Origin of the sequence: Pseudonocardia sp., from assembly GCF_050246655.1 — a bacterium.
In the GTDB taxonomy this organism is placed as follows: Bacteria; Actinomycetota; Actinomycetes; order Mycobacteriales; family Pseudonocardiaceae; genus Pseudonocardia.
In genome coordinates this window covers 19,817-27,321 of the sequence record NZ_JBFWVQ010000084.1, presented here as the reverse complement: position 1 = coordinate 27,321, position 7,505 = coordinate 19,817, and the positions used below count along the sequence as shown (strand labels likewise).

Below are 7,505 nucleotides of genomic sequence, written 5' to 3'. Positions count from 1 at the left end.
GGAACAGCTCGATCAGGTTGCTGTCGGGGTCGGCGAGCAGGATCTGGCGACCGCCGGGACCGCTCACGAGGTCGCTGCTGAAGCACAGGCCGGCGTCGTGGAGCGGGGCGACCGCGGCGTCCAGGTCCTCGACGACGAGGTGGACGCGGTTGCGGCCGGCCGTCGCGTGATCGGCCGGGGTGGCACGGGCGCCGGAACTGGTGGGGCCGGACAGCAGCAGCCGCAGCCGGCCGCGGGTCACGTCGGCGAACGCCGGCGCGGCGCTGGTGTTCACCTCGAAGCCGAGATGGGTGGTGTAGAAGTCGATCGCCTTCTGCACGTCCGCGACGATGTAGCGGACGCTCACGTAGTCGTCGGTCACGGCGGATCCTCCTGGCGGTGAGTGGCGGTGAGGACCGGTAGCAGGTTCCTCACCCGGGTGTCGACGTCCGCTGCGATGCGCCGGAAGGCGGGGTAGGTCGCATCGCCGGTGCCCTCGGCCGTGGCCGGATCGGGGAGGCTCCAGTGGGCCCGCCGGGGGTTGTCGGAGAACGCCGGGCAGGCCTCGCGAGCGCGGTCGCACATCGTGATGACGTGGTCGAAGCGCCGGTCGACGACGGTGTCGACATGGCGGGGGCGCAGTCCGGCCGCGTCGATGCCGAACGACTCGTGGAGCACCCGGACCGTGTGGGGGTGCATCGACGGCTTGGGCCGGGTTCCGGCGCTCGCGACGGTGACCGTGCCCGCGGCGCGTCGGCGCAGGAGCAGCTCGGCGATGGGTGAGCGGCTGCTGTTGCCGGTGCACACGAACAACACGGCGACCGGTCCGGCGGGGGTACGCGGCGACTCGGGACCGCCGATGCCTCGGTGTGCTGTCGGGCGTGCTGTCGGGCGTAGCGCCGGGTGTAACGCAGAACCGCTGTGGGCGTGTGCCTCCGCGCAGCGGTCCAGGTCCAGGTGGTAGTAGCTGTCGCGGCCGTCGAAGCTGCTGCGGGTGGCCCTGACCAGCTCGGCGTCTCGCAGCAACCGCAGGTGGTAGGACACCAGGTTCTGCGGCTGGCCGATCCGAGCGGCCAGCTCGCGGACCCGCTGGTCGCCGTCGGCGAGCGCGGCGAGGAGCTGCCAGCGCAGCGGGTGGCCGGCCAGCCGGAGGAACTCCGGCGGCGTCGCGACGAGGGGCCGCACCGCGCGCATGCCGAGGAGGTTACCTCAAACCCCTTCGATGTATCAGCTCTGTTTGATGCATCGGCTCAGAACGCCTGCTGGATCGCGACCGCCATTTGCGCCTGGTCCGCCGTGACCTGCGTGAACTCGGCGGGTGTCGCGATCGGGACGTTGCCGACGGCGATCATGATCGTGAGCTTGCGTCCGCTCGCGGCCTCGATGTAGCCGGCGAGGCTGTTGCCGAGCACGATGATCTGGTCGGCCTCCGTCCCCACGACGCGGTTGCCCGTCTTCATCCTGATCTTGCCGGCCGCGGGTGAGTCGGTCAGGACGTTGGCGAGCGTTCCGTCCTTGCCGAGGATGGGCAGCGAGTCGGCGAACACCGTCGCGTACGGCGCGCGGGTGACGTCCTTGTAGAAGGTGGCGAGTGCGGTCGGGGTGACGCGGCTGCGGTCGTCGGAACCGGCGCCGTCGAAGGCGAACATCTGGTCCTTCGCGACGCCGAGGCCGGTGGCGGTGTCGACCTCGGCCACCAGCCCCTGCTCGCAGTCGGTGCTGCCGGTCTTGACCGCGGCCAGGCAGGTCATGAGGTCGGCGCCCCGGTTGTAGCTGACCTTCATGATCAGCGTGACGTACGCCCCGAGGTTGGCCGACACGTGCTCACCCAGCTTGTCCGCGGCCGGGTAGCTGTCCTTGGCAGGCAGCAGCGCGGCGGGGTTCGGGCCGGTGGGGACGGCGGTCACCGTGACACCGGCCCGTTGCAGTGCCTCGATGAACGCCGTCCGTGCGAACGCCGACGGGTCGGTGATCTCCGAGACCACCAGTGTCGGTGCGCCGGCGGCGATCGTGCCGGTCACCACGAGACGGCCCGGGGTGGGCTCGGTGACCTGGAGGGCGGTGGACTCGGTGGCGGCGACCGTCGTGGCCTGGGTCTCGACGGTGTACGACGCCGTCCGGGGGCGCCAGTCGATCGTCGTCGCCTGCCCGGCTGCGGCGCCGGGCGCGACCTTGATGTCGATGAGGTTCTCGTTGACCCAGATGGGCGAGACGAGGCCGTCGGGGAACTCGTGCGGGGTGAAGAGCCGGTCGTCGACCACCACGTCGCCGTTCACCCGGCTGATGCCCGCGGCCTTCACCGACGCCGCCAGCTCGTTGAGCGCACTCAGCGGGTCGCCCTGGGGTTCGACGGCCCCGGGGAACCCGGTGGTGGCGTAGCTGTGGTCGATGGCGGGCAGGTTCTCGTAGGAGAGCGAGCCGTCGGGCTCCTTGCGCAGGCCGAAGCTCAGGTCGCCCGAGCCGACGAGGACCAGGTTGCCGGTCAGGGTGTCGCCGCTCTGGGTCCCGGCCCGGTACACCGGGGTGCGGAACACGTAGTCGCTCCCGTAGCGGTCGAGTGCGGCGGACACGGCGAACGTCTTCATCGTCGAGCCGGCATCGAACATCGACACCGGGTTCTGGGAGACCAGGACCTCTCCGGACTGCTGATCGAGGACGAGGTAGCCCCAGTCGGCCTGCTGGTAGCGGGGCGTCTGCTCGATGGCGAGCAGCGCGGCCGTGAGGGCTGCGGTGCCGTTCCCGGGCGGAGGGGCCTCGCCGCCGGCGCCGGCGGCGGGGGGCTCGCCGCCGCTCGTGCAGGCGCTGAGCAGCAGCACGACCAGGGCGAGCATCGGTGTCCAGCGTCTGGTCACGTGGGGCTCCTCGATTGACGTCGTTGTCGATCCCGGGTGGCGGAACCGCGGCCGGGCGGCGAGCACCCGGAACCCGGGGCCCGGCGTGATCCGTCACCCTGGGGCGGGCGCCACGATCCTCGCGAGATGCGCGGTCAGCTCGTCGGCACGCGCATGGCCCGCCCGGAAGCCGACCTGGCCGTCGGGGCGCACGAGGTAGCAGCAGCCGCCCATGGCGCCGTAGGCCGCCCGGAACTCGCCCGCGGCGTCCCGGACGACGGGGACGGACACCCCGTCGAGCAGCCCGTCGCCCACCTCGTCGGGGATGTCGGACTCGCCCGCCAGGACGAGCCGCACCTCGACCAGGTCGCCGGCGGCGTCGAGGGTCGCGGCCGCCGCGGCGGTGAGGTCGGTGAGCTGCCCCGGATCGTCGGCGTAGAGCAGCAGCGTGTGCCCCCGACCGTCGAGGAGCTCGTGGAGTCGGACCCCGAACGCGACGGAGGCGCGGCGCAGCCCCCGGCAGTCCGGGGCGCGTTGCCCGGCCCGCGGGCCGCCCTTGAGCGCGTCGGCGTCGGCGCCCTCGCCGACGACGGGGCTCCCGGGGTAGGCGACCAGCAGCTGGGCCTCCCGCAGGATCATCGTCGCCGGATCGTCGTCGGCGAACCCTTCCTGGGCGTGGCGGACCGTCCGCCCGACGACCTCCTCGCCCACGGGGCGGCGTTCGGCGTCGTAGCTGTCCAGCAGGCCGTCGGCCGCCCGGCCCGAGACGGCGGTCGCCAGCCGCCAGGCCAGGTCGACGGCGTCCTGGATGCCGGTGTTCATGCCCTGGGCGCCGGTCGGGGGATGGATGTGCGCGGCGTCGCCCGCCACGAACACCCGGCCACGGCCGTAGGAGTCGACGATCCGGTGGCTGATCCGGAACACCGACGACCACCGCAGCCGCGACGCCCGCGTGGGTTCGGGGGCGAGCCGGTCCAGCACCGCCTGGATGTGGCGCAGCTCCGGCGCGGGCCCGCTCGTGAAGCCGTGCTCGACGCCGCCAGGGGGCGCCGCGAGCTCGTCGGGGACCAGCATCGACATCCGGTACCGGCGCAGACCGGGCAGCGGGATGGCGACGAGCACGTCGTCGGTGTGGCCGTCGACCTGGTGCATCGAGCGGATGCCGTAGCTGGCGGGCTGGTGCCAGTCCACCTCGACGTCCCCGAGCATGTACTGATCCTCGAACGCCCCACCCTCGAAGCTCAGCCCGAGGCCCTTGCGGACGACGCTGTGCGCGCCGTCGCAGCCGACCAGGTACCCCGCCCGCACCCGCGACTCGCCGTCCGGCCCGCGCAGCACCGCCGTGACGCCGTCCGCGTCCTGCTCGAAGGACACCAGCTCCACGCCGCGTTCGACGTGCCCGCCGAGCTCGGTGAGCCGTTCGGCGAGCAGCCGCTCCGTCTCGTACTGGGGCAGCGCCATGAAGCCGTAGGGCACCTCGGGCGGCAGCGTCATCTCCATCCGGGCCACCTGCTGCCCGTTCACGAAGACGAGCTGCCCGAGCATCGGGGTGGCCGCGTCGAGAGCGCGCGCCAGCACGCCCGCCGACTCCCACAGCTCCAGCGTGCGCGGCTGGATGCCGACGGCCTTGGCGTACGGCATCGGCGCGGCCAGCCGGTCGATGACGCGGCAGCCGACGCCGCGCCGGCGTAGCTCGACCGCCGCGGTGAGTCCGACGGGTCCGGCACCGGCGATCAGCACGTCGACATCGGTCACGAGGTCATCCTGGGCCCGCTTCGGCAGGTAGGGCAACGGTGAGTAGTTCCCGGGCCCGGGTTCGCCACGGCCATCGCCGCGGGCGACTACCTGGCGTGACCGTTCAGAGCTTCCCGAACGCGACGCCCTTCCACGACCACCCGCACGCGAGCGCCGCCTCCTGCAGCGGCGTCTTCAGCTCCGCGGACGAGAACCGGTACCGGTAGACCTGTCCGTACGGGCCCTGCTCGGTGAACGCGTACGCAGTGCCGAACTCGATCGACTTCTTCTGCCCCCGGAACGCCTCCGCGGCGAGCGTGAGCGACGGCACCCCCGCCCGCCATTCGACGCTCCACTCCTGATCGACGGCGCGCACCTCGGCCTGCGCGGGATCGAGCCGCATGAGCACGCGGAAGACCTTCGAGAGGCCGGCCTTCGCGAACACCTCGTACCAGGAGGCGTCGACGATCCGCCATTCCGCGACCAGATCGACCCCGTCCGCGCGGCCGTCGCGGACGACGAACGGGGCGGTCGGGCGGTTCACCGCGAGGAGGGCGGCGTGGACCTCCTCCGGCGGGCGCCGGGGGACGTCGCCCGACGGGCGCTTCGTGCCGGTGAACCAGTCGAGGAGCCCCACGCCGCGAGCCTATCCGGGCGTCAGTGGCCGTGCCCGTCGTCCGCGTGCGGCGCGGCCGGGGCGAGCCCGGAAGTCGCGACGGTGAACTCGGCCGTCCGCACGGTGCCCGCGTGGGCGAAGTCGAGGAACAGCCGGTACGTGTCCGCAGACGGCACCTCCGCGACGAACCGGATCTCCGGCCCCGGGGTGGCCGCCCCGTCGGGATGGACGTGCAGGTAGGCGAGATCACCGGCGCGCAGCGCCACGAGGTGGCCGTAGGCGCCGAGGTAGGGCGGCAGGTCGGTGACGGGCAGGCCGTCCTTCGTGACGGTGAGGACGAGCGGCGCCTCGCTGCCGGGGGTGAGCTCGCCGTCGAGGCGCACCGCGTAGCCGTCGACGGTCGCGACCCGGCTCGGGGCCGGGGCGATCGGCGTGAACGCGCCGGGGGCGGAGAGCAGGACGCCGAGGGTGGTCGGTGGGCCGCCCTCCGGGACGAAGTCGGCGAACGCCCGGTAGCTGCCGCCCGCGGGCAGGGTGACGGGGGTGCGCCACGTGCCGTCCGGGCCCATCTCGGGGTGCAGGTGCTGGAACCCCGCGGTGTCGGTGCGGGCGAGGATCAGGTGCATCCGCTTGTCGTGCGCGACCGCGAAGCGGGTGAGGGCGCTGCCGTCCGGGCCGGTGACGCGGAAGGCCAGCTCGGTGGGTGCGGCCGCGGGCAGCACCGGGGTGAGGGGGACGAGCGAGTAGCCGCCGGCACTCGACGCGAGACCGGCCGGTGGCCCCGCCTCGGCGGCGGGGACGCCCGCGCCGGCGTGGCTCTCGGTGTGGGCGGCGGCCGGCGGTGGGGTGGCGGGCGGACCGGCCTGCGGCCCCACGGTCGATCCGGCGGCGTAGGCCCCGGCCCCCAGCAGGACGACGACGGCGGCGTACGCGGCGAGCTTCACGGCGGTACCCACGCGGTCACGATACATATAGGGGGTATAGGTATCAACCAGCGACGGGCCGCGGGTCGCCTGCGCGGTAACGTCTGGCCGTGCGAAACGGACCGGTCGGGCGCCTGATCGGCTCCCGGTGCGGACACAGCGCCGGTCACCGCCGACCCGACCGTCCCCGACAGGAGCCACTCCCATGAAGACCACGAACGTCGCCGTCGCCGTCGCGGCCGTCGCCGCCGCCCTCGCCCTCACCGGCTGCACCCCGAGCGAGCGCGCGGTCGGCAACCCGGAAGCGCCGCTGACGCCGAATCCCACGGCGCCCCAGCTGGCGGCCGACGAGCACGACGTCGTGCACAACGAGGTCGACATCGCCTTCGCGCAGGGGATGATCCCGCACCACGAGCAGGCCCTGGCGATGACCGCGGCCGTCGAGGGCAAGGGCGCGAGCCCGCAGGTCGCGCTGCTGGCCGAGACCATCTCCCAGACCCAGGAGGCGGAGCTCGCCCAGCTGCGCGAGCTGCAGAGCTCCTGGGGCGTCCCCGCCGCGGCACCGGGCACGGACCACGGGGGCGCCCAGCCCGGCGCCGCGCCGACGCCCGGGATGCTCACCGCGGCGCAGCTGCAGCAGCTCCAGCAGGCCAGCGGGGCCGAGTTCGACCGGCTGTTCCTGCAGCTGATGATCACCCACCACGAGGGCGCGGTGCAGATGGCGCAGGCCGAGGTCGCGGGCGGGCTCGACCCGGACGCGAAGGCGCTCGCCCAGAAGATCATCGACGAGCAGACGGCCGAGATCGCGCAGATGCGCACGCTGCTCGGCTGACGCCGGCCGCCCCGGTGCTGGCCGGGCGGTCACCGGTCGACGCGCGTCTCGCGGGTCGGGCGGGCGGGGAGTAGCGTGATCGCCGTACAGGTCTGTACCGACATCGGCGGGCTCAAGGAGCGGGCTCGACCCACATCCCTCCGCCGGTGCGGACCTCCCCACGCCATCGGCCGGAGACGCCTGTGCACGCACCCGATCCGTGGGACGCCGGCTGGTCGGTCGTCGCGTCCTCCCGCTCCCCCCGTCCCGGCGTGCACCTGCTCGTCGTCGTGAACGAGCTGGACATGGCGACGGCACCGCAGCTGTCGGCCGCCACCCGCGAGATCCTGCGCCACCCGCCCGGGGTGCTCGCCGTCGACCTGGCCGGGGTGTTGTTCATGGCGTCGGCCGGCCTGGACGCCCTGCTGTGCACCCGCGAGGACGCACTGGCCGCCGGCTGCCGGCTCGTCCTCGTCGCGGTGCCGCGTCCCGTCCGGCGGGTGATCGAGCTGATCGGGCCACCCGACCTGTTCGCCGTGCACGACACGCTCGCGGCCGCGCTGGCTGCGCTCGGCGAACCGGGTGTCCCCTCCTGAGCAGGGCGCCCGGTC

General features: G+C 73.6%; 8 protein-coding genes. 2 read left to right on the top strand and 6 right to left on the bottom strand.

Annotation, left to right across the window (positions count from 1 at the left end; all coding sequences use genetic code 11):
• From AB7J25_RS22380 to AB7J25_RS22355, 6 genes are all read right to left on the bottom strand, one after another.
• Window positions 1-361 (bottom strand): VOC family protein (locus tag AB7J25_RS22380; RefSeq protein ID WP_428511769.1); only part of this gene is annotated, 361 nt, incomplete at its 3' end.
• Window positions 358-1,173, bottom strand: a complete 816-nt coding sequence (locus AB7J25_RS22375; protein WP_428511767.1) for an ArsR family transcriptional regulator — start codon at window positions 1,171-1,173, stop codon at window positions 358-360. The genes AB7J25_RS22375 and AB7J25_RS22380, both read right to left, overlap by 4 nt.
• 56 nt (window positions 1,174-1,229) lie before the next feature.
• Complete coding sequence (gene dacB / locus AB7J25_RS22370) at window positions 1,230-2,831, bottom strand: D-alanyl-D-alanine carboxypeptidase/D-alanyl-D-alanine endopeptidase (protein WP_428511765.1); 1,602 nt, start codon at window positions 2,829-2,831, stop codon at window positions 1,230-1,232.
• Window positions 2,832-2,924: 93 nt separating this feature from the next.
• Window positions 2,925-4,565, bottom strand: coding sequence for an FAD-dependent monooxygenase (locus AB7J25_RS22365; RefSeq protein ID WP_428511763.1), 1,641 nt, complete (start codon window positions 4,563-4,565; stop codon window positions 2,925-2,927).
• Between the two features lie 103 nt (window positions 4,566-4,668).
• Window positions 4,669-5,181: a hypothetical protein gene (locus AB7J25_RS22360; protein ID WP_428511761.1), complete on the bottom strand. Its 513-nt coding sequence runs from the start codon at window positions 5,179-5,181 to the stop codon at window positions 4,669-4,671.
• Window positions 5,182-5,201: 20 nt separating this feature from the next.
• The gene (locus AB7J25_RS22355) at window positions 5,202-6,116 is read right to left on the bottom strand and encodes a hypothetical protein (protein WP_428511759.1); all 915 of its coding nucleotides are present in this window, start codon (window positions 6,114-6,116) and stop codon (window positions 5,202-5,204) included.
• Window positions 6,117-6,288: 172 nt separating this feature from the next.
• Here AB7J25_RS22355 and AB7J25_RS22350 point away from each other — a divergent pair, with 172 nt between their 5' ends.
• The gene (locus AB7J25_RS22350; RefSeq protein ID WP_428511757.1) at window positions 6,289-6,915 is read left to right on the top strand and encodes a DUF305 domain-containing protein; all 627 of its coding nucleotides are present in this window, start codon (window positions 6,289-6,291) and stop codon (window positions 6,913-6,915) included.
• 182 nt (window positions 6,916-7,097) lie between these two features.
• The gene (locus AB7J25_RS22345) at window positions 7,098-7,490 is read left to right on the top strand and encodes an STAS domain-containing protein (RefSeq protein WP_428511755.1); all 393 of its coding nucleotides are present in this window, start codon (window positions 7,098-7,100) and stop codon (window positions 7,488-7,490) included.
• Window positions 7,491-7,505 lie beyond the last annotated feature (15 nt).

What these genes read in the sequence shown, in the direction of transcription:
- AB7J25_RS22375 (WP_428511767.1), bottom strand. Translation starts at nt 1,173, where the DNA reads ATGCGCGCGGTGCGGCCCCTCGTCGCGACGCCGCCGGAGTTCCTCCGG.
- AB7J25_RS22350 (WP_428511757.1), top strand. Translation starts at nt 6,289, where the DNA reads ATGAAGACCACGAACGTCGCCGTCGCCGTCGCGGCCGTCGCCGCCGCC.